The organism is Rothia sp. 110740021-2, from assembly GCF_054263775.1.
The window spans coordinates 83,434-102,231 of the sequence record NZ_JBSZFE010000001.1; the positions used below are offsets into that span (position 1 = coordinate 83,434).

General features: G+C 58.0%; 17 protein-coding genes. 9 read left to right on the plus strand and 8 right to left on the minus strand.

The features are described 5' to 3' along the window. The first annotated feature begins 285 nt into the window (after positions 1-285). The 3 genes from ACUXHH_RS00385 (at position 286) to ACUXHH_RS00395 (ending at position 2,748) form a co-directional block, all read left to right on the plus strand. Entirely contained in the window at positions 286-1,221 is a 936-nt protein-coding gene (locus ACUXHH_RS00385; RefSeq protein ID WP_458390579.1) for a carbohydrate kinase family protein, read from the plus strand. Between the two features lie 83 nt (positions 1,222-1,304). Then, entirely contained in the window at positions 1,305-1,850 is a 546-nt protein-coding gene (locus tag ACUXHH_RS00390; RefSeq protein ID WP_458391025.1) for a YbhB/YbcL family Raf kinase inhibitor-like protein, read from the plus strand. An 85-nt stretch (positions 1,851-1,935) separates the two neighbouring features. Then, the gene (locus tag ACUXHH_RS00395; protein WP_279741902.1) at positions 1,936-2,748 is read left to right on the plus strand and encodes an HAD family hydrolase; all 813 of its coding nucleotides are present in this window, start codon (positions 1,936-1,938) and stop codon (positions 2,746-2,748) included. Positions 2,749-3,047: 299 nt separating this feature from the next. Here ACUXHH_RS00395 and ACUXHH_RS00400 read toward each other — a convergent pair whose 3' ends face one another. From ACUXHH_RS00400 to ACUXHH_RS00420, 5 genes are all read right to left on the minus strand, one after another. After that, a complete protein-coding gene (locus tag ACUXHH_RS00400) occupies positions 3,048-4,379 on the minus strand; it encodes a uracil-xanthine permease family protein (protein ID WP_458390580.1) in 1,332 nt (443 codons plus the stop codon). 257 nt (positions 4,380-4,636) lie between these two features. Next, entirely contained in the window at positions 4,637-5,722 is a 1,086-nt protein-coding gene (locus ACUXHH_RS00405) for an acyl-CoA dehydrogenase family protein (protein ID WP_458390581.1), read from the minus strand. A 30-nt stretch (positions 5,723-5,752) separates the two neighbouring features. Continuing rightward, positions 5,753-6,277 carry a DUF4242 domain-containing protein gene (locus tag ACUXHH_RS00410; protein ID WP_458390582.1) on the minus strand — a complete coding sequence of 175 codons (525 nt, stop codon included), beginning with the start codon at positions 6,275-6,277 and terminating at the stop codon, positions 5,753-5,755. Between the two features lie 310 nt (positions 6,278-6,587). Further along, complete coding sequence (locus ACUXHH_RS00415) at positions 6,588-6,941, minus strand: hypothetical protein (protein ID WP_458390583.1); 354 nt, start codon at positions 6,939-6,941, stop codon at positions 6,588-6,590. 270 nt (positions 6,942-7,211) lie between these two features. Further along, on the minus strand, positions 7,212-8,672 hold the full coding sequence (locus tag ACUXHH_RS00420) for a peptide MFS transporter (RefSeq protein ID WP_279741897.1): 1,461 nt from the start codon (positions 8,670-8,672) through the stop codon (positions 7,212-7,214). 233 nt (positions 8,673-8,905) lie between these two features. On the opposite strand from ACUXHH_RS00420, the gene ACUXHH_RS00425 reads away from it, so the two are divergent. The 5 genes from ACUXHH_RS00425 to ACUXHH_RS00445 all read left to right on the plus strand — a co-directional run bounded on the left by ACUXHH_RS00425 (position 8,906) and on the right by ACUXHH_RS00445 (position 13,647). After that, positions 8,906-9,238 (plus strand): rhodanese-like domain-containing protein, encoded by a 333-nt coding sequence (locus tag ACUXHH_RS00425; RefSeq protein ID WP_279741896.1) that lies wholly within the window; start codon positions 8,906-8,908, stop codon positions 9,236-9,238. Between the two features lie 27 nt (positions 9,239-9,265). After that, complete coding sequence (locus tag ACUXHH_RS00430) at positions 9,266-10,846, plus strand: anthranilate synthase component I family protein (RefSeq protein WP_458390584.1); 1,581 nt, start codon at positions 9,266-9,268, stop codon at positions 10,844-10,846. A 65-nt stretch (positions 10,847-10,911) separates the two neighbouring features. Then, the gene (pyrE, locus tag ACUXHH_RS00435) at positions 10,912-11,493 is read left to right on the plus strand and encodes an orotate phosphoribosyltransferase (protein ID WP_005507935.1); all 582 of its coding nucleotides are present in this window, start codon (positions 10,912-10,914) and stop codon (positions 11,491-11,493) included. Between the two features lie 115 nt (positions 11,494-11,608). Further along, positions 11,609-12,379, plus strand: a complete 771-nt coding sequence (locus ACUXHH_RS00440) for a TrmH family RNA methyltransferase (RefSeq protein ID WP_458390585.1) — start codon at positions 11,609-11,611, stop codon at positions 12,377-12,379. 410 nt (positions 12,380-12,789) lie between these two features. Next, complete coding sequence (locus tag ACUXHH_RS00445; RefSeq protein WP_458391026.1) at positions 12,790-13,647, plus strand: hypothetical protein; 858 nt, start codon at positions 12,790-12,792, stop codon at positions 13,645-13,647. 206 nt (positions 13,648-13,853) lie between these two features. On the opposite strand, the gene ACUXHH_RS00450 is transcribed toward ACUXHH_RS00445, so the two are convergent. From ACUXHH_RS00450 to ACUXHH_RS00460, 3 genes are all read right to left on the minus strand, one after another. Beyond that, a complete protein-coding gene (locus ACUXHH_RS00450; RefSeq protein ID WP_279788272.1) occupies positions 13,854-14,906 on the minus strand; it encodes an ornithine cyclodeaminase in 1,053 nt (350 codons plus the stop codon). 279 nt (positions 14,907-15,185) lie between these two features. Then, complete coding sequence (locus tag ACUXHH_RS00455; protein ID WP_279741891.1) at positions 15,186-16,781, minus strand: amino acid permease; 1,596 nt, start codon at positions 16,779-16,781, stop codon at positions 15,186-15,188. 306 nt (positions 16,782-17,087) lie between these two features. Beyond that, positions 17,088-17,474 carry a cobalamin ABC transporter ATPase gene (locus tag ACUXHH_RS00460; protein ID WP_279741890.1) on the minus strand — a complete coding sequence of 129 codons (387 nt, stop codon included), beginning with the start codon at positions 17,472-17,474 and terminating at the stop codon, positions 17,088-17,090. Between the two features lie 261 nt (positions 17,475-17,735). On the opposite strand from ACUXHH_RS00460, the gene fbaA reads away from it, so the two are divergent. Then, positions 17,736-18,761: a class II fructose-bisphosphate aldolase gene (gene fbaA, locus ACUXHH_RS00465; RefSeq protein ID WP_012902702.1), complete on the plus strand. Its 1,026-nt coding sequence runs from the start codon at positions 17,736-17,738 to the stop codon at positions 18,759-18,761. Positions 18,762-18,798 lie beyond the last annotated feature (37 nt).

The following is an 18,798-nucleotide window of genomic DNA, read 5'->3' on the forward strand; positions in this document are numbered from 1 at the left end:
GACCTTCTTCCTAACTTCGTCGTTGGAGGGTAGGCGCGACGGTGCTGTCGCGTCAATACCGTGCCGGGCGTTAAAGACCCGGCGTCGGTTTAAGTCTAACCCGTGCGAACCCCTCCAGAGCCTCAAAATTAGCGATATTGGGGCTAAAAGTCAGAAGAGGTAGAAGTCAGTTCCTGCACCCGCCCGGCAAGCCAACACAAGCCCTCAAAAGGAAAAGTAAAACCACTTTAAATACCCACAAAAACACACCCCACGACACGGGAAAACATAGGTAAAATTGGAACCATGTTGACTGTAATCGGTGAAGCACTCGTAGATGTCGTCCACCAGTACGACGGAGAAACCCGCACCTACCCCGGCGGATCGCCCATGAACGTAGCCGTCGGCACACGCCGCCTCGGCCACTCTACCAACTTCGTCGGCCACTACGGCCCCGACGCCTACGGTGAAAGCATCAATGCACACCTGCAGGCATCGCGGGTGACCCAGCCCTTCGAACCGACTGCCGAACGCACCTCCATTGCCCAGGCAACCATTGGTGCCGACGGTGCCGCAGAGTACGAATTCGACATCACCTGGTCCCTCGACTCCATCGCCGAGAAGCTCACCGAACTGGCACGCACCTCCGATGCAGTGCACACCGGCTCCATCGCCGCCATGCTCGAACCCGGCGCGCACGTGGTCGCCGTAGCCTTCGAAGCCGCCCGCGACAGTGCCCTGCTCAGCTACGACCCGAACTGCCGCCCCACCCTCATCCACAACGTTGATGAGGGCCGCGCCTGGGCTGAAAAGTTCGTGTCCCTCTCCAGCGTCGTCAAGGCCTCTGATGAGGACCTGCAGTGGCTCTACCCGGACCGTTCTCTCGACGACAGCGCACGCGCATGGCTTGACCTCGGCGCCGAGCTGATGGTCATCACCCGCGGCGAGGACGGCCCCATCGCCTTCACCAAGAAGTACCCTGAGGGCATTAGCCAGCCCGCACACCGCGTTGAGGTTGCGGACACCGTCGGTGCCGGCGACTCCCTCATGGCGGCGCTCATTGCGGCTCTACTCGACCGCGGTATCGCCGGCGCTGAGGCGCGCACCAAGGTAGCCGCACTGACCGCCGAAGACATCGCCGACCTGCTGCGTTTCTCTGCAGCCGCAGCCGGCATCACCGTTTCCCGCGCGGGCGCTAATCCGCCTACCCGCGAAGAACTCGACGCCGTACTCAACGGCTAAATAATCTATGCCTCGCCGGTGGATAGCTCACTCTGTCCGCCGGCGTCGCCATACCCACCCGCACCCCACCATTGAGGAGCATGATGAGCAACCTTGGCACCGCACCCCTGCCCCGTGAACCCTACGCGGGCTTGCCCGAACTACCCGAATTCACCCTGACCTCCACCGACATTCAGGACGGCGGCACCGCCCCTGAATGGATGTGCTCCGCCCTCTTCGGCGTGGCAGGGGGTCAGGATCGCTCCCCGCAGCTGTCCTGGAGCGGCTTCCCCGAGGGTACCAAATCCTTCGTGCTGACCTGCTTTGACCCGGATGCGCCGGTTCCCAGCGGCTTCTGGCACTGGACTATCTCCAACATTCCCGCCAACGTGACCAGCATTGACACTGGCGCGGATGCACCCGCCGGCGCTCTGATGCACCGCAATGACGCCGGCGTGGCGGGCTTCCTGGGTGCTGCCCCTCCGGCTGGTCACGGCCCGCACCGCTACATCTTCTGCATCACCGCCGTGGATGTGGAGAAGCTCGACATTGATGAGAACGCCAGCCCCGCCGTCGTGAACTTTAACCTGCTCGGCCACGGTCTGGGTCGCGCATTTCTGACCGTCACCTACGCGGAACCGGCGGCATAGCGGCATACCGGCTCGCTGGCGCAGTCTAACGAGCTCCGCGCTTTATCCCGTACCGATACACCCCACGACTGAAGGCAAACACTGCATGATTAAACTCATCGCCAGCGACCTGGACGGCACCCTCATCGGGCACGATTTCCGGTTCCGCCCGCGCACCCTGCGCGCCCTTGAGGCTGCCCGCGCCGCCGGGATCAACATCGTCTTCGTGACTGGCCGCCCAAGCCGCTGGCTCACACCCCTACGCGAGCAGACCGACTTTGACTCCTACGCAATCTGCTCTAACGGTGCCGTGGTGTATCACCTGGGCGCGAATGAGGTAGAAGAGATCAACGGCGCAGATCCCGCGGTGATTGCCCGCACCCACGAACTCCTAGAACCCATATTCCCCGATGCCACCTACACCCTGGAAACCGTAGACACCGTCTATATTCAGGGGCCGCACGACAGTGGTGAGGTGCTTGAGGGTGCCCGCGTTATTGAGTCGAGTATTGCTGATTCCCTGGAACGAATCGGCTCAACCCCGGTGATCAAGTATCTGATCCGTGTGCCCGGCATGGACCCCGATATCCTGCAAGCGCGCGTGCATCAGGCGGTAGGTTCGCTGGTCGCAGTTACCCGCGGGGTGGTCGGTGAACCGCTCGTTGAGATGGGCTCTAAGACCGTGAATAAGGGACGGATTTTGGAGAAGTTCGCGGCACGCCACGGCATTGAGGCGCACGAGGTGATGGCATTTGGCGACATGCCGAATGACGCGGAGATGCTCTGCTGGGCGGGGGAGGGCTTCGCTATGGCCTCGGGTCAGCCGGCACTCATCGCGAAGGTGGGGCGTACCTGCCCGCCCTTCCACGAGGATGGTGTGGCGCAGACGATTGAGGCGATGCTCGCCGAACGGTCCTAGTCGCCTAGCACTAGTCATCCAGCGCTAGCGGCTGTGTGAGCCCTTGCAGATATAACTCAGACATAAACTTTTATGTCTACACATAAAAAATTTGAGTCTAGACATAAAAATTTATGTCTAGACTCAAATTTTTGTGTCTGATTTACATCTGTTTTGTGTCTAAGCAGGGTGGCAGTTGTGTGTAATACCCAGAAGACGTAAAAAGCGGCCCGGATGGAATCTAATCCATCCGGACCGCTTTTTACACCCTGCGCCTCAGGAGCATTACTCCAACGGGCGCAAGCGTGAGGGGCTAAAACCTAGTGTCCTTCAGACTTCGACGGGTCATAAGGCTCCAGCGGGTCGCCAGTAGCCTTCGTGTACTTCGCGATGAAGGTCATCAGGTGGAAGATAATTAGGGTCGCAGCGGTACCCAGAGCAATACCGGCGAAGGACAGCTCACCGAAGGTCCAGGTGTAATCCGCAATACCAACAATCAGTGCCACAGCAGCGGTGGTCAGGTTGATCTGGTTTGAGAAATCAACACGGTTCTCGCTCCAAATACGAACACCGAGCATACCGATCATGCCGTACAGAACGGTTGCGGCACCACCCAGAACACCTGCCGGGACGGTCGCAATAGCAGCACCGAACGCGGGGAACATGGATAGGCCAATCGCGAAGATAGCTGCCACCCAGTACGCCGCGGTGGAGTACACTTTAGTCGCTGCCATCACGCCGATGTTCTCAGCGTAGGTGGTGGTACCCGAACCGCCACCGAAACCGGCGATGGTGGTTGCCAGGCCGTCCGCCATGAGGGCGCGGCCGGAGTAGTCGTCCAGGTTGGTGTCAGTCATTAACGCAACGGACTTCACATGGCCAATGTTCTCAGCCACAAGCACCAGAATCACGGGGATGAACAGACCAGCGAGCTCCCAGTGGAACTCGGGAGTCTGGAAGTGCGGCAGACCAATGATGCCCTGAGTCTCAACGGTCTTGTGAATGGTGGAGAAGTCCACCTCGCCGCGAATTACCGCGGTGATGTATCCGATAATGACGCCTAGCAGGATAGACAGACGACCAATGATGCCCTTGAACAGTACCGAAATTAGCACAATAGAGCACAGGGTTACCAGCGCGGTAATCGGTGCCTTCATGAAGTTGTCTTTAGCGCTGGGCGCCAGGTTGAAGCCAATCAGTGCCACAATCGAACCGGTGACGACCGGGGGCATGAGCTTGGTCAGCCAGCCGGTGCCAGCGAACTGAACAATCATACCGACGAGGAACAGGGCGATACCCGCCATGACGATGCCGCCGAGCGAACCCGCGGGGCCGTGCGAGGAGCTCGCAGCGGCCAGGGGTGCAATAAACGCGAAGGAAGAACCCAGGTACGAGGGGACGTGTCCGCGAGTAATGAGCAGGAACAAGACCGTGCCGACACCCGAGAAGAATAGGGTGGTTGCCGGCGGGAAGCCGGTCAGCAGCGGAACGAGGAAGGTCGCGCCGAACATTGCAACCACGTGCTGTGCGCCAATGCCGATGGTAATCGGCCAGGCGAGGCGCTCGCTCGGTGCTACGACGGAACCAGGCTTTACGGTGCGGCCGTCGCTGTGGATTGACCAGTCAAAGCCGAGAAGTTTAGAGATGCTCAAAAGGGAGCTCCTGAGATGAATATGGTGGTGTATAAAATTCCACATAATTCTACGCGTATACAGGTGTAGGTCACAGCTAAACGCCTATAAATATGAGCAGGGATACGTTAATTGGGGCATAGTATTCTTTTATCGTGGGCCCCATATCCCGTATATAGCCCATAATGCATCAATACCCCGTATATGCAATTCAAAGGATATACGGGGTATTGATGCAGAAAGTGAATAAAAACACTCGCTACACGGAGCTCATTAGCTTAGAGAGCATCACGCAGATTCTCCAAGTGATCATAACGCGCCAACTCATATCGCAGGTGGCCTTCAGTCGGGGACTGAACCGGCAGGAACGACGCCTCACGCAGGCGACGAGCAGTCGGGGAACCAGCCACGTAACCGGCGCCTCCAACAACCTGCAGCTCAAAGTGAGTAGCAATGGTTGCAAAGTGCGAAACACCCAAACGCAAACTCAGCAGGTCACGACGCTCAGCACGCTCCGGCTCAGACGCCAGGCGAACCAGCTCCTCACGCAGGCTCTGGTACTCCGCCAGAATCAGTGGGAACTCAGGGCGGAACACGCCCTGCGAGACATCCAGGTGCTTAGCAGCCTCCTGCAGAGCACCAGCGGCAAGACCCAGGCAGAACGACGACTGAACCAACAGGAACGGTGCGGTCACATCGTGCAGGAACGCCTCAATGTTGTCGCTCAGAATGTCCTCGCTCGGAACGAAAACGTCCTCAAACTTCAGGGTGCCGGACTCGGTGCCGTTCAGCGCCAGCAGGTTGCGGTGGTAGTCAACGCTCAGACCCTCGACGTCCTGGCGAACCGTCACGATGTAGCGGTTCGGGTGGCTTTCCGGTGCGTTCTGCACCGCCACCGGAAGCACAATCACGCCGCCCGGGTACAGGTTCGACGCCCACGACACGGAACCGTTCAGCTTCAGACCGCCCTCAACGAGGGTACCCTCCACCTTGATCGGTGCTAGACCCGAAGCCTCCTTGTACGCCGCCGCCATGGCGGTGGTGCCGCTGACGGTCGCATCCGCCAGACCGGCGGGCAGCTCGCGGCCCACAGCGTCAAAAAACGCAATGGTCGAACGGTGAGCCCACAGGGAGAACGCCGTGGAGGCGTCCTCGGTGGCAAGGTCGAAAGCCACCGAAACCTGGGGGACCAGGGAACCGCCGTCGCGGCCCAGGGTAATCAGGCCGTCCTTAGCGATTTCGCGCAGGTTTTCGAAGGGGGAACGCTCGCCGTGGTCAACAGCATCTGCGTGGGTTCGGGCGAGTGCGAGCACCTGCTCGCGCTGGGGGTAATCGTAGAGGGGTTCGAGAGTGAACTCGGACATGGGGTTTCTCCTAAGCGGGGAGCATCGCGTCTATGCGTGCAGCTTGAACAGTCGGTCAATGGGGGTGCTGACGGCCTTACGGGCGCGAACAACAGCTTCTTCGTCGGGTGCGTCGTAGAAGCAGAGGCACTTTGCGGTGTCTTCGCGAATGTAGGTGCGCAGGAAGGAAACCTCGGGTACTTCAGCGTACTTGGGGGCGTTTGCCTTCTTGCGGGTCAGGTACTGTTCCATAGTAATCTCTGCGGGGATGTCCCACTCAACCAGGTAGTCTGCGTCCTTCTTGAGCTTCTTGATGTCTTCGAGCTCTGCTCCGACCAGGCGGACTGCGTCGGGACCTGCGACGGTTGCGCGCTCACCGATGGCTGCGGCGAGGTCGGGGCCGAATGCGGTGTTCTCAGCTTCGACGATGACGAAGACAATCTTGTGGTCTGCGGAGACCTGGGTTTCGATGAGCTCGGCGCCGTGGCTCAGGGATGAGTTGATGGTCTCGATGAGTGCGGTTGCTTCGTCCTTGGACGGCTGGGCGGGGGTCAGTTCTACCAGGTAAAGTGCCATGATGTTCTCCTCGGCTAAGGGTTGAAGGATCGTCCCGGAAGGGGTCTTCCGGTTCGTTATGGAATCACCTTAGACCTGTGGTTGAGGACTGTCTAATAGATTTCGGTTCGTGGCTTAATGCGTCCTTATTTGACTCTAATGTTCGTCATGCGTGTTCATGCGGAGACATAAATCGTCACAGTTTCGTGCCTTGGAACGCGCCTACAGCTGTAGAATTTTCGCGCGGGTTATCGTGCCCAATGGCGCATCTATCCGCGCCGTCCCGCTCGTGCCGCAAAATCGTCAAGGGCGCGGTTGAGAGCGGGGACAGTCAACACTTTTGCCCCTGAATTTTGACGCGTTCTTCACACAGAATTTGTAGCTCCACCATGCGGTTGAGAAGGTGATACGCACTAGCTCGGGACCCCTGCGTGTGCTCCTCCACCATGCGTGCGGTGAAGTCGGGCTCGGTACAGCACAGGTCGGTGAGGGAACGCAGGAGAGGGGTTTTAGGCTGGGCAATGGACAGTACCTCACCGCGTAGGGTTTCAATGTCTTGCGCTAGGATTTCTGCGTTGATAATTGCCTTCTGTGTGGCGTCGATGAAGAGCTCGATGATGGGCCCGGCATCGCCTGCACGGTAGTCGGTGAGCGCCTGAATGTACCCTTTGGTATCGTGCAACACACTTTGATTTTGATATTAAGGCGCCTAATAAGAAAATCAGCGCGGAATGTCTCATTAAGGAAAACGTCCCGAACGCCCCTAAACCCGCCCTCCTGAACCTCCCCCAAACATTCCTAGGCTCCGGGTACCGGTGTATATGCTGGGGCATGTACCCCGGCGTACAGTAGGGGCCCCGAACCCTTGGTAATTCAAGGATTCGGGGCCCTATGCCTATAAACGCTCACGCTGCCCGAAGCAGTGAGTTGGCGGTGTAGGCAAGCAACCGTGTGGCTACTTCACGCCGCGCATCATCTTCTGAACCGGCTTGTGCACCAGGAACAGCAGCACACCGGTCGCGATGGTGATAATACCCATCCACGTGAAGTAGGGAACCTCAGTTTCCATGCTGTAGAACTGAGCCAGCCAACCCGACAGCACGGTGCCCATTGCCACGGAGGTATAGTACAGCGCCATCATGTTCACGCGGTGCGCCTTCGGTGCGAGCTTGGTCGCCAGCGAAATACCCACCGGGGAAATAATCAGCTCAGCGATGGTGCAGACGAATAGAATCAGTACAATCCAGCCGACGTTCACGCTCTGAACGCCCGCCTGAGCGAGGAAGATCCAGAACGCCAGGCCAATAATAATTAGCGCTGCGGAGAATTTCACGGTGGTCACCGGCTGACGTTCACCCCACTTGGTCCACAGGGTGGAGAACATCATGCCGAAGATAATGATGAAGATCGGGTTGATGGAGTTGACCAGGTTCGGGCTCAGCTCCATGCCCAGAATGTTCCAGTTAAGACGCTCATCCGAGTACACAGCCATCACGGTGAACTGCTGTTGGTACAGTGCCCAGAACACAGAGTTAGCAATCCACAGGGGAATGAATGCGGTGACGCGGGAACGCTCATCAGAGGTGACGTCCTTAGCGCTCAGCAGTTGAGCAAACAGGGCGATAGCGCCGATGAAGATGAAGCCCATGACCCAGTTCTTGAGGTTGCCTGCGGTCATCAGGCCGGTTGCCAGCAGAATACCGAGAACGACCATGATACCGACCAGTGCCAGGAAGAAGTTACGCTTCTGAGCGCTGGTGAAGGGGGTGGCAATCTCGTGCACGGAGGCGGGCAGGTTCTTGCGGGTCAGTGAGTACTGAATCAGGCCTGCAGCCATACCGATAGCAGCCAGGCCAAAGCCGAGGTGGAAACCGCCGGTGGTCCAGCCCCAACCGGTCAGGATTGGGCCGATCAGTGCACCGGTGTTCACACCGATGTAGAAGATGGTGAAGCCTGCGTCGCGGCGGTGGTCGTTGTCCGCGTAGAGGGAGCCGACCAGCACGGCGGCGTTACTCTTCAAACCGCCGGAGCCGATAGCGACCAGCAGCAGACCAATCACCACACCCGGAATTCCGGGGATGAGGGAGAGGGAGATGTGACCCGCCATGATGCCGATGGCGGAATAGAAGAGGGTACGCTCGGGGCCGAGGAGACGGTCACCGAGGATGCCGCCAAGAATTGTCATGAGGTACACGACTGCGCCGTACGCGCCGATAACGCCGGTGGCGAGGGCCTGGTCGAGGCCCAGGCCACCCTTGTCGGCGGTGTAGTACAGGTAGTAGATCATGATGCCCTGCATGCCGTAGAAGGAGAAGCGCTCCCACATTTCTACGGTGAACAGGTTTGCGAGCATGCGTGGGTGGCCGAAGAAGGTCTTGGTTTCCTTGGGTTCGGCACCTGTGGTGGTGTGAGACATGTTGGAAATCTTTTCTCTGAAAGCCCAGGGTTCTGTGTGACCCGGGCAATATGTGTTTAATTCTATATCCTTATAGGTGCATACGTATGCACCACGTCCGAATCTCACGCCCCCACATACCGGGCTAGATGCATCACGCACCCCCAAAGCGCTAGAGTGGAACCACAACTATGCCCACCCGGCACCCCGCCGTGCCGACCGGCTCATCCTAGTTCAATTCAAAGGAGAACCCCATGACCGCTGTACCCCAGGTTGACCCCCGCGACGTTCCCGCAGACGCAACCATCATCGACGTGCGTGAAGACTACGAATGGGAGGGGGGCCATGCGACCGGTGCCAAGCACATCACCCTCGGTACCCTCACCGAGCGTCTAGCAGAACTGCCCGCACCCGGCGAAGACTTCTATGTCATCTGCCACGGTGGCGGCCGTTCGAACCGTGCGGCAACTTTCCTGCGCGAGCACGGCTACGCCGCACACAACATTGCAGGCGGCACCAGTGCGTGGTTCGCAGCTGGCCTGCCGATGACCAGTGAAAACGGTGAAGCACCCGCAGTCGTTCACTAAACCGCTAGTTCGCCTGCACGCCATACAATGGAGTCCGTGACTGAAAATTCCGCGGACCGTATTTTTTCTACCCCGAACGCTCCCGCTTCTGCGTCCCCGCATGCCCTGCCGAGTATTCTGCAGAGCACCCCGTGGGATGCGCAGACGCGGGAGCTTGCCGTGCGCCCGCTGCCTTTCGCGGTGAACTGCGAGGAGGCATACCCGCTGCTGACCGGTGGCGCCGAGTATTCCTTCTGGCTGGATTCGGCGCGCGAGGAGTCGCCCATGTCGGTCGCCTCGTATGTGGGTGTGATCCCGGCGCAACTGTCGCCCCTGCGCGTGGATTCGGCGCGTGCGGCGGCTGAGTCTGGCGGGGAAGACCCCTTCGCCCAGCTGGAGGCGGCGCTCGCCTGCGCCCCGCGTGTGCACCCGGATACCGCGGCGGCAACCGGCCTGCCCGCGGGTTTGCGTGGCGGTTACGTGGGCTATTTCGGCTATGAGGCGCGTGCCGCTATGGGCATGGAGCACGACCACCCGGTGCCCGGCTACCTGCCGGCGCATGAGGCGCCGACCCCGGATTCTCTGTGGTTGCCGGCGGTCCGCTACCTGGTGCATGAGCATGCCCGCCCGGGTTGTGCGGCGCGTAGCTGGCTGGTGGGCGATGAGTCGTGGTGTGAGGCAGCGGAGCGGCTACTGAGCGCGGCGCTGACTCCGGAGGGGGAGTGCGCCTCCGAAACTACTCCCGTAAATACTCCCGGCAATGCCCCCGAGCTTACCGAGCCTCTGCTCTTCCCAGCACCCGCCGCGGAAGCCTACATGGACGCCGTTCGCGCTAGTCAGCACGAAATCTACGAGGGTAACAGCTACGAGGTGTGCCTGACCGCGCAGACGAATGCGCGCATCCAGAATCCGAGCCCGGAGCTTTTCTTTGAGTTGTACCGCCGCCAGCGCGCCCACAATTCGGCGCCGTATGCGGCGTATCTGCGGTGCGGTGATTTTTCGGTGCTTTCTTCCTCGCCGGAGCGTTTTTTGAGCGTGGATGAGCAGCGTAACGCCCAGACGAAACCGATTAAGGGCACGATTGCTCGTGGCGCCACTCCGGAGGAAGACGAGGCTGCTGCAGCTTGGTTGCGTACCGATGAGAAGACCCGCGCCGAGAACCTCATGATTGTGGATTTACTGCGTAATGACCTGTCCACGGTATCTGACCCGGCGTCCGTGCGCGTGCCGGTGCTCATGGGTGTGGAGAGCTATTCGACGGTGCATCAGCTGGTGTCTACGGTCAGCTCGCGTCTGCGTGAGGGTGTGAGCGCGGTGGCTGCCGCGCAGGCGTGCTTCCCGGGTGGTTCGATGACGGGTGCCCCGAAGCCCTCGACCATGCAGATTATTGAGCGCCTGGAGGATCGCGCTCGCGGCGTGTATTCGGGTGCTCTGGGCTTTGTGTCGGCGGATGGTTCGGCGAACCTGTCGATTGTGATTCGCACGCTCGTGGCGCACGATGACGGCGCGGTGACTCTTGCCGCCGGTGGTGCGGTGGTTGCCGATTCGGATTCTGCCGCCGAGTATGAGGAGATGCTGACGAAGTTGCGCGCCGCGTTGCCGCCGTCGGTGGGACGCGTGGTGGAATAACTTAGCGCTGAAATAGCACAGGGAATAGCCTGCGCCGCCTGCGCGTGAGCCGCTACACTTGAACTATGACTAAGCTTTCTGAAAACCTCCCTATTGAAGAAGCCCGTGAACGCCTGCGCCAGCTGATTTCTGAGCTGGCTGTGGTGCGCGGGCACGTGGTCCTCGCCTCCGGCAAGGAAGCCGACTACTACGTTGACCTGCGCCGCATTACCCTGCACCACGAGGCTTCTCGCCTTGTCGGTCAGGTCATGCTGGACCTGCTGGATAAGAACGGCATCGAATTTGAGGCTGCTGGCGGCCTGACCATGGGTGCTGACCCGGTGGGTACCGCGATTATGCGTGCTGCTGGTGATCAGGACCGTGCGATTGACGCGTTTGTGGTGCGTAAGGCTCAGAAGTCTTACGGCATGGGCCGTCAGGTGGAGGGCCCGAGCGTTGAGGGTCGCCGCGTGGTTGCTGTTGAGGACACCTCCACCACCGGTGGTTCTGCGCTGACTGCTGTTGAGGCGCTACGTAAGGCTGGTGCTGAGGTTGTGGCGGTTGCTGTGATTGTTGACCGTGCGACCGGCGCTAAGGAGCATGTGGAAGAGGTTGCGGGCGTTCCGTGCCTGTACGCATACTCGAAGGATGAGCTGGGCCTGGACTAGTCTCTACTGGCTTAGACTAGGACCTCGTGAATTTTTAAGACGTTCCCGTTGCGGCGGGTGAACCCGTGCCGCTGGCTACTGTGTGTGGCTGGTGGCGCGGGTTTTTGTCTGTAAGATGGCTCTGTGGGCGCCGGTCGTGGCGCTGGTTGTTGGCGTGAAGGTGGTTGTGATGGTTGAGAATCGTGAGGCGGCTGAGGCTGTACCTGCTGAGGCTGTGCCTGCGGAGGCGGCTGTAGCTGAGGCTGTTGAGGGTACTGAGCAGGGTACTGCTCGTTTTGAGGTGGGTGTGGGTCCGTGGGAGGGCCCGTGGCCTGAGGGGGACCATTGGGATGAGGAGCTGCTGCGTGAGGGCGACCGCCGTAACGTGGTGGATAAGTACCGTTACTGGTCGATGGACGCGATTATTGCTGACCTGGATACGCGCCGCCATGATTTTCATGTGGCGATTGAGAATTGGCAGCATGATTTGAATATTGGCACGGTGGTGCGTACTGCGAATGCGATGTTGGCGAAGGAGGTCCATATTATTGGGCGTCGCCGTTGGAATCGTCGTGGTGCGATGGTGACGGATCGTTATCAGCATGTGCGTCATCATCCGACGATTGAGGATTTTGTGGCGTGGGCGCAGGCTGAGGGTCTGGAGATTATTGGTATTGATATTTTTCCGGATTCGGTGCCCCTGGAGACGTATGATCTGCCGAAGAAGTGTGTGCTGGTTTTTGGGCAGGAGGGCCCGGGTTTGTCGGAGGAGCTGCATGCGGCGGCTAAGGATACTCTGTCGATTGAGCAGTTTGGGTCGACGCGTTCGATGAATGCGGCGACGGCTGCGGGTATTGCGATGCATGCGTGGGTTCGCCGCCATGTGTTTGGCCAGATCCCGTCGTAGTTTGGCGGCTGTTTATGAGGTGTTTAAAGGTTCCGATGCGTTGTGTGCGCGTCGGAACCTTTTTTGTTGGGGGTTTTTATTGGGGATTGGGTGATTTTTTGTTTGGGTGGGGTGTTGAGTTTTTCATATGAATGTGGGTACCCACGGGGTTTGATGCGTTGTTTGTGGTGGGGTTGTATGATGTTATCTGGATTTTTTGTCTTGTAAATGTAGTAAATAATATTTAAATATATCTAAAGTGGGTAAATCACATATTATTACATAAGTGATTTAAATCACTAAATAAATAGTCTAGGTGTGCTAGTGTTAATTCAAGTCACAGGGAATATGAGAATCGCACTCTCAAATTCGGTTTGGGACATGCGATGGATTTCCTGACTTCGGCTCGCTAATGATTGCGGGTTGTGGGTATGAATGACCGCGACGTCATTCCCCTGAAAGGGTTGGTAACAATGAAGAAATCTGCTGCTCTGTTCGCCTGCTTTGCTTTAGCTTTAAGTTCCTGTGCCGCTGCGCCTAAAGATACTAGCCTCAAAGCCCAGCTGGATTTTGAAAATAACTATATTACTCTTCCGCTCGACGAATACGACAGGAGTGACCAGGCCGAAGATATAACATATAGGGCGTATTTGTTGATTCTTAAAGAGTGCTATGCGAAAAAAGGATACGATTTTGAAATTCTAGAAAATGGCTTGGTTTCTGGCAACGCCTCCCAGTACGGCTCCTGGAACGTGAAGCATGCGGCGAATCATTTTACGTCCATCCAAGTCAGAGATGAGCAGGAAAGGATTTATAAGAGCATCCCTGAAGACGTCAGGGCCAGCTGCCGCGAAGAGCATCGGGAAGAACTGGATATGCTCTATTTTGATGTGGCTGATGAGGAAAAGTACCGCCCCGTCGAGCGTATCCGTGGCGAAGCGTACCAACGCGCGCAGGCTGACCCTGAATGGAAGAAAGCCCGCTCAGATTGGTGGGACTGCCAGCGTCAGGAAGGGTTGACGCCTCGCACCGGGGACGGTGAATGGACGAGCAAAGAAACGGCCAATCTGAATGCTGATGATCCCAAAGTGTTGGAGGAGGTTATCCGCCTGGCAACCATTGAAGCTCAATGTAGTGAGAAGGTGAGGTTGGCTCAGCGTCTGGGTGATCTTGAGGCGTCCTATCAGGGTCCTTTGATTGAGAAGAATCAGGCGTTGCTGAATGAGTTGAAGGCCGATCGTGATGCGAAGATAGCGAAGGCGCGCGAAATTATTGCCACCCGCCAGTAGCCGCAGCCACCTGAAAGGCAGAACGGGCGAACCAGCCGTGGATAGCCTCCAAGAAAATCCGTGCATACGAAAATTTCACAAGAAGGAGCCGGGGAGTGTCACCACTCCCCGGCCCTCACTTTATTCACTCTCAACCTCGCAGCCTACGCCGACGCACCTACAGGCTCGCCAGCTCAAGGCCACTCAGCGTCAGGTTACTGAGCCCTTTAGCCCACCGGAACGTTAACGTTCACCAGCGAGTACAGATCCTTCGGATCATCCGGGCTAGCAACCAGGTCAATGAACTGCTGCAGGTCGGTGTCCTGCGTAGCCGCACGGGCATAACGCAGACCCGAGAAGTCAGCAATCGCGAAGCCCACCGAATCAAACAGGGTAATCTGCTCATCCGACACGCGGCCGGGCTCCTCACCGGTCAGAACCTTCCAGAACTCCACCACGGGGAAGTCCGGGTCCTTCTGCTGAATCTCGCCCTCAACGCGGGTCTGCGGCGGGAACTCAACGAACACGGTGGAGCGGTCCAGAATTTCGCTTTCCAGCTCAGTCTTGCCGGGGCAGTCGCCACCAATAGCGTTCAGGTGCACGCCGGGCTTTACCTGGCGGTCCAGCAGAACCTTCGCCTGCTGCTTATCTGCGGTGCAGGTGGTGATGATGTCGGCATCCTGAACAGCCTCGTCCACGTCCTTAGCCAGGTGGATGCGGAAGCCCAGCGGCTCCAGGTTACGGCGGAACTTCTCCATCGCGTGCGGATCAACGTCGTAGACGGACAGGTCCTCAATGCCGAGCACCGCGCGCATACCCAGCGCCTGGAACTCAGACTGGGAGCCGGTACCAATCATCGCCATCTTCTTCGAATCCTTGCGTGCCAGGTGCTTAGCAACCATGGCGGACACGCCAGCGGTACGCAGCGCGGTCAGCAGGGTCATCTCAGCCAGGAACACGGGGTAGCCGTTGTCCACGTCAGCGAGCAGACCGAACGCGGTCACGGTCTGGAAGCCGCGTGCCGGGTTGGACGGGTGGCCGTTCACGTACTTGAAGGAGTAGGTGATGTTGTCGGAGGTGGGCATCAGCTCAATCACGCCGAAGGGGGTGTGGGAGGCGACGCGCGGGATCTTGTCGAAACTCTGCCACTTCTTGAAGTCTTCTTCGAGGAAGTCGACCATGCCGGCAATGATGTTGCCTACGCCGTCCTTCTGAATCCACTTCGCCATCGAGGCGACGTCAACAAATTCCACCGCGTGTGCGCTAGGACGTTCAGTCATGATTTTCTCCTTTGAATATCTGCACAAAACTTCTTTGTGCATCTGATGGTCACTGCGGATATCTATTATCTCAAAATATATTGCAGGACACACCGTATTAGAAATGCTGTAGATATATACTTTGCTTTATGTATTACACGGATGTAATACGGAAGCGAACACGAAAAGACGTACGGGGAGGGGGTTCTAGAGTCTAGAGCTCCTAGACTAGGGCTAGGGTCTAGAACCCCTCATTCGCCTTCGCCGGGATATTACCGGGATTACAGGCAACCGGTCGGGTTAGCTGCCCTTCGGGTTGTCCTCGTCCTCAAACTCACCCAGGTCAATGTGGGTACGAGGCTCTGAAACGAGCTTCTTCACCACGGGGCGGGCAGCAATCACAGGCACGGAACCGGTGTAGCCTTCACGGATGCGAGCAATCTCGTTGACGCGGTCACGAACCGTGTACCAGCCGATAATCAGCAGCGGGATAACCAGCAGCAGCGATGCCAGGGTGTAGGTGCCCACCGGGTAATCCAGAGCCATCAGCACCAGCACAACAGCCAGGAAGCCCATCACAGCCCAGTCGCTGAAACGACCGCCGGGTGCACGGTAGTTGGGGCGCTTGTACTTGCCCTCGCCGACCAGCTTCAGGTATTTCTGGTGCGACATTGCGATAGCCGCCCAGCTAGCCATGGTGCCCACAGATGCGATGTTCAGCACGACCTCGAACGCCTGCTCGGGAACGAAGAAGTTCAGCACAACACCGAAGAGGCCCACCACACCGGTCAGCAGAATACCTGCCACCGGAACGCCGGAGCGGGACACCTTGGTGGCGAACTTCGGTGCCGAACCGGCAACACCCATCGAGTGGAGGATACGGCCGGTGGAGTACAGGCCAGCGTTCAGTGAGGAAGCAGCCGCGGTAATCACGACCAGCTGCATAATCGGTGCGGTGCCTTGAATACCGATAGCGTCGAAGAAGGTCACGAACGGCGACTCTGCGTCCTTGTATGCGGTGTAGGGCATGAGCAGGCAGAGCAGAACCACGGAACCAACGTAGAAAATCGCGATACGCCAGATCACGGTGTTGATAGCGCGGGGGATAACCTTCTCAACGTTCTTGGTTTCACCACTGGTGGTGCCGACCAGCTCAATACCGGCGTAGGCGAACACAACACCCTGAACCACGATAAGAGCGGGAAGAATGCCGTTGGGGAAGAAGCCGTCATTGGCTGCAATAAGGCTCAAGCCGGGGGTGACGCCGTTGATGGGTTCACCGAAGACCAGGTACCAGATACCTACCGCCATGAAGGACAGCAGGGCAAGAATCTTAATGAGCGCGAACCAGAATTCCAGCTCACCGAAGAGCTTCACGGAGATGAGGTTCAGGGCCACGGTGACGATAACGACGATGAATGCGCTAAGCCACTGGGGAATGTCTGCGAAGAACTGGTTGTATCGACCGAACCAGCTGATGTAGATGGCGATAGCGGTGGCGTCTGCAACGGCGGTCATTGCCCAGTTCAGCCAGTAAAGCCACCCGGATACGAATGCGGCCTTTTCGCCGTAGAATTCGCGGGTGTAGGAGACGAAGGAGCCCGAGGAGGGGCGGTGAAGAATCAGCTCGCCGAGGGCTCGAAGAATCAGGTAGCCGAAGAAACCGATGACGGCGTAGATGACGGCGAGCATGGGGCCTGCGTCCTGCAGGCGGCTACCGGTGCCCAGGAACAGGCCGGTACCAATTGCGGAACCGATGGCAATCATCTGGAGCTGACGTGCGCCAAGCCCCTTGTGGAAGCCTTCCTGTTCGTGTGCAAACGGGTCGTCTGTGGGGGGCTTAGTGTATTGATCCGCTGCAGAAGTCTGCGGATTCTTGTTCGGTGAGGTGCTCATGCTATACCTCCTTGAATAGTTACATCTGGAGCACGTGCTACATGAAATGTGGTTGGGAACACGCCTGTGAGTTGTAATGACTATAGCACGACAATTTGGTTAAATATAATCCGCGTCACGTAACAATTTATATACATATAATGCATATCTTATGAATATATTTGGTTCATGTTGTATTGTGTGGTTTTCATTGTTTTGTGAAATAGATTAATTGAACTCTGAGTTTAAAAAATCAATTCCCCCACCAGTGCACAGCACAAGAGCACCCACAACGGGGTGCTCCAGCAACCTATTCAGAATGGGGAGTTAGCCCTCTAGCAGGCGGTCAATCTTCGCCCGCAACGCACGCTCACGACGATTCAACCACCACCAGCTCGGCCAACGCATCAATGACTTACGACCCACCTGCACGACCGAGGGGAGCTTCGCCTCCGCAAGCGCCACATCAATCTCGTGGTCGCTCGCACCCTCATCACGCATTTTCTCTATTAACTCAAGGGATTTCGCCATATCGCCATGCCCCAAAACATGACGACTCTTACGTTCCAGAACCTCATCCAACAGGGCGCGCACCGGGGCAATAGCCGCCGCATTCGGGTGCTCACGCTCAGCACGACGCTGTGCCTGGCGGGCACGCTTCTCACGCTTCGCGTCGAGCTGTTTCGGATTATTTTTAGCGCTCGCCTTGATCATGGGAGGATCCTTTCGCTGCGTCCGGGTGATGTGTATGCTGACCTGCGCACAGAATACATCAAGTCATTAACACCTCTACTTTACCGCGGTATTTGGCAGAACTTTTATTGCGGTAAACCCAAAAAAACCCACAAAAAATTAGCGATAAATAAGTCGTATCTTGGTAAAATGGTGTGAGTAGGAGGCGTCTCGCGCGCCAACAAAATACGGTGAACCGGCCCAATATCGGTAACCGGTCGCATCTATCCAAGGAGTCAGCATATGGCTATTGCAACCCCCGAAGTTTACGCAGAAATGCTGCAGACCGCGAAGGAAAAGGGCTTCGCGTACCCCGCAGTGAACGTGACCTCCTCCCAGACCCTGAACGCTGCTATCCGCGGCTTCGCAGAGGCTGGCTCGGACGGCATCATCCAGGCATCCACCGGTGGTGCAGCATACTGGTCCGGCGCTTCCAAGAAGGACATGGTCGTTGGCTCCCTGGCCTTCGCAGCATACGCACGCGAGGTTGCTAAGCAGTACGACGTGAACATTGCACTGCACACCGACCACTGCCCCAAGGACAAGCTGGAAGGCTTCGTTCTGCCCCTGCTGGCAGAATCCGAGAAGGCTGTTGCTCGCGGTGAAGACCCCATCTTCAACTCCCACATGTGGGACGGCTCCGCAATCGACCTGGATGAGAACCTGAAGATTGCTGCTGAGCTGATTGAGCGTACCTCCAAGGCAAAGCTCGTTCTCGAGGTTGAGATTGGTGCCGTTGGCGGCGAGGAAGACGGCGTTGAAGGCGCTATCGACGACTCCCTGTACACCACCGTTGCAGACGCAATCAAGACCGTTGAGGCAATCGGCCTGGGCGAGAAGGGTACCTACATGGCTGCTCTGACCTTCGGTAACGTTCACGGTGTGTACAAGCCCGGTAACGTTCACCTGCGCCCCGAGCTGCTCAAGGAAATCCAGACCGAGGTAGGCGCTAAGTACGGCAAGGGCGACAAGCCCTTCTACCTGGTCTTCCACGGTGGCTCCGGCTCCACCGAGCAGGAGATTGCAGACGCAGTGTCCTACGGTGTTATCAAGATGAACATTGACACCGACACCCAGTACGCGTTCACCCGCCCCGTTGCTGGCCACATGTTCAGCAACTACGACGGTGTGCTGAAGGTTGACGGCGAGGTCGGCAACAAGAAGACCTACGACCCCCGCGTTTGGGGCGCAGCTGCAGAGGCAGGTATGGCCGCACGCGTGGTCGAGGCTTGCCAGCAGCTCGGTTCCGTCGGTACCTCCATCAAGTAAGGTACTGTTCGCCCGCCGCAACCTCCGTAGGTGTTGC

Coding starts and splice junctions, on each gene's coding strand:
- ACUXHH_RS00460 (WP_279741890.1), bottom strand. CDS start 17,474: ATGATCAAGGCGAGCGCTAAAAATAATCCGAAACAGCTCGACGCGAAG.
- ACUXHH_RS00455 (WP_279741891.1), bottom strand. CDS start 16,781: ATGAGCACCTCACCGAACAAGAATCCGCAGACTTCTGCAGCGGATCAA.
- ACUXHH_RS00395 (WP_279741902.1), top strand. CDS start 1,936: ATGATTAAACTCATCGCCAGCGACCTGGACGGCACCCTCATCGGGCAC.
- pyrE (WP_005507935.1), top strand. CDS start 10,912: ATGACTAAGCTTTCTGAAAACCTCCCTATTGAAGAAGCCCGTGAACGC.
- ACUXHH_RS00385 (WP_458390579.1), top strand. CDS start 286: ATGTTGACTGTAATCGGTGAAGCACTCGTAGATGTCGTCCACCAGTAC.
- fbaA (WP_012902702.1), top strand. CDS start 17,736: ATGGCTATTGCAACCCCCGAAGTTTACGCAGAAATGCTGCAGACCGCG.
- ACUXHH_RS00425 (WP_279741896.1), top strand. CDS start 8,906: ATGACCGCTGTACCCCAGGTTGACCCCCGCGACGTTCCCGCAGACGCA.
- ACUXHH_RS00405 (WP_458390581.1), bottom strand. CDS start 5,722: ATGTCCGAGTTCACTCTCGAACCCCTCTACGATTACCCCCAGCGCGAG.
- ACUXHH_RS00450 (WP_279788272.1), bottom strand. CDS start 14,906: ATGACTGAACGTCCTAGCGCACACGCGGTGGAATTTGTTGACGTCGCC.
- ACUXHH_RS00430 (WP_458390584.1), top strand. CDS start 9,266: ATGGAGTCCGTGACTGAAAATTCCGCGGACCGTATTTTTTCTACCCCG.
- ACUXHH_RS00410 (WP_458390582.1), bottom strand. CDS start 6,277: ATGGCACTTTACCTGGTAGAACTGACCCCCGCCCAGCCGTCCAAGGAC.
- ACUXHH_RS00420 (WP_279741897.1), bottom strand. CDS start 8,672: ATGTCTCACACCACCACAGGTGCCGAACCCAAGGAAACCAAGACCTTC.
- ACUXHH_RS00440 (WP_458390585.1), top strand. CDS start 11,609: ATGGCTCTGTGGGCGCCGGTCGTGGCGCTGGTTGTTGGCGTGAAGGTG.
- ACUXHH_RS00390 (WP_458391025.1), top strand. CDS start 1,305: ATGAGCAACCTTGGCACCGCACCCCTGCCCCGTGAACCCTACGCGGGC.
- ACUXHH_RS00445 (WP_458391026.1), top strand. CDS start 12,790: ATGAATGACCGCGACGTCATTCCCCTGAAAGGGTTGGTAACAATGAAG.